General features: G+C 62.9%; 3 protein-coding genes. All 3 read right to left on the bottom strand.

Annotation, left to right across the window (positions count from 1 at the left end; all coding sequences use genetic code 11):
• A partial coding sequence (locus H7U20_RS13195; protein ID WP_199759615.1) for a hemagglutinin repeat-containing protein occupies positions 1 to 1,058 on the bottom strand: 1,058 nt, incomplete at its 3' end.
• Positions 1,043 to 1,252 (bottom strand): hypothetical protein, encoded by a 210-nt coding sequence (locus tag H7U20_RS13190; RefSeq protein WP_199759614.1) that lies wholly within the window; start codon positions 1,250 to 1,252, stop codon positions 1,043 to 1,045. The genes H7U20_RS13195 and H7U20_RS13190, both read right to left, overlap by 16 nt.
• 177 nt (positions 1,253 to 1,429) lie before the next feature.
• Positions 1,430 to 1,618: a hypothetical protein gene (locus H7U20_RS13185; RefSeq protein WP_199759613.1), complete on the bottom strand. Its 189-nt coding sequence runs from the start codon at positions 1,616 to 1,618 to the stop codon at positions 1,430 to 1,432.
• Positions 1,619 to 1,723 lie beyond the last annotated feature (105 nt).

Here is a 1,723-nt window from a genome sequence, read left to right as displayed (position 1 = left end):
TTGCCGGCGCTGATGTCGCTGCCGATGGCGGTGATATTGCTGTCCTTGCCGCCACCGCTGGCCTTGATGCTGACGTTGCCGCCGGCCGCGATGCTCGAACCGACGGCGACGGTGGCGCTCTGCACGGCGTTGCTCTCGCTCTTGGTGTTGCCCAGGCTGACGCTGATCTTGACGCCCGACATCATGTTCTGCGACATCGCGCCGGCGGTGTCGACCAGATCTCCCGCGCTGCGGTCGAGGTTGTACAAGGCCAGCGCCTGCATGCGTCCGTCCTTCGTCGTCTTGGCGGCCGAGGCCATGCTCGCGACGCGCTGCACCGCGTTGACGATCGGCACGCTGATCGTGCCGCCGATCGCCGTCTTGGCATACGTCGTGTGGTCGGTGCTGTCGGTCGTGCTGAAGCCGGCGTTGACCAGCACGTCACTGCCCTCGATGCTGATGTCGCCCTCGGGCGCCTTGACCTGGCTGGCCGTCTGCGTGTACCGGCCGCCTGCCTTCAACTCGACGTTGCCGCCCAGGCTGGCGATCTGGCTGCCGACCTGGGTCGTGTTGTCGTGCTTGCCGTCGGTGGTGGTCTTGACGTTGCCGTAGGCCGGCTGGAAGTTGCTGCCGATCGAGCCGGACTTCTTGCTGCTGGTGGCGTAGTCTCCCGTGTCGTGGTCGGCCGCGCTGACGATGCTCAGGTCGCCCTTGGCGGCGATGCTGAGCTTCTGGTCGGCCACCACCGTGCTGGCCTTGACCAGCGTGTCGCGTCCGCTGGTGGCCGTTACGCTCCCGCCGCTGAGCACGCTGCCGATCTGCCGCACCGTGTCGCCGTTGCCGCTCTTGTCGTCCTGGCTCTTGCTGTAGCCGATGCCGGTCGTCAGGTTCAGGCTGAAACCGCTCTGCTTGACTTCCGAGCTGTGCCGCTCGCTGCCGCTCTGCTCGGCGCTGAGCACGCTCAGGTCGCGCTCGGCGGCCAAGGTCAGCGCATCGCTGGCCGTCAGTTGGCTGGCGACGACGACGATGTCGCGCCCGGCCCGCACGGTCACGTCGGCGCCCGTCACGCTGCCGCCCACCACGTGGCTGCTCGCGCTGTAATCGGCGCTGTCGCTGCTGCCCTTTTTGAACGTGCTCTTCCGCGGTAGACCTTCGGCACCAGCACGGTTTCCGTGGTGCCGTCGGGCAGCACGACGTTCTGGTTTTCGAGCCTGACGTCGCTGGCGCCGTTCTGCGGTGCGCGGCCGGTCAGTTCGACCAGCTGCTCGCGCACCAGGCGCTGCTCGTTGAAGGCGTCGCCCGGCGCTTGTGCGTGGTTAAGTCGCCGCTAAAATCAGACTGCCGATCTCGAAATTAGCATCCCGATGACCGGCGTCTTCGAGACGTAAACCGCCGCTGTAGATGTTGTCAACAGCGTCCTAACCTTGCCTGTGCTACTTGCCCCCGTCAATTAGACGCGCACAACATTCAATTCCGCAAGAGCCTTGCCAAGAGACAGGTGCAATCCTGAATGCATCGCCTCCCAGTCATTGAGTTCAAATTTTCGCAGCAACTCAAGCAACTTTTGCGTACCAAAAAAATGCATGACATCCCAAACCAAATCAACGTCTAATCCGTTTTCTGAATCACCTTGTTGCAACAGGTCGCTGATTGTTTAGATTCGTGTGATTATGCACCTTTCCGTAGCTGGCCCCTCTTCAAGGCACGGCACGTTTTGAGTACACTTATCCATCCCAACGATTCG

The sequence above is a fragment of the Rugamonas violacea genome, assembly GCF_016461825.1.
In the GTDB taxonomy this organism is placed as follows: Bacteria; Pseudomonadota; Gammaproteobacteria; order Burkholderiales; family Burkholderiaceae_D; genus Rugamonas.
This window is presented reverse-complemented; position numbering and strand designations above follow the sequence as displayed.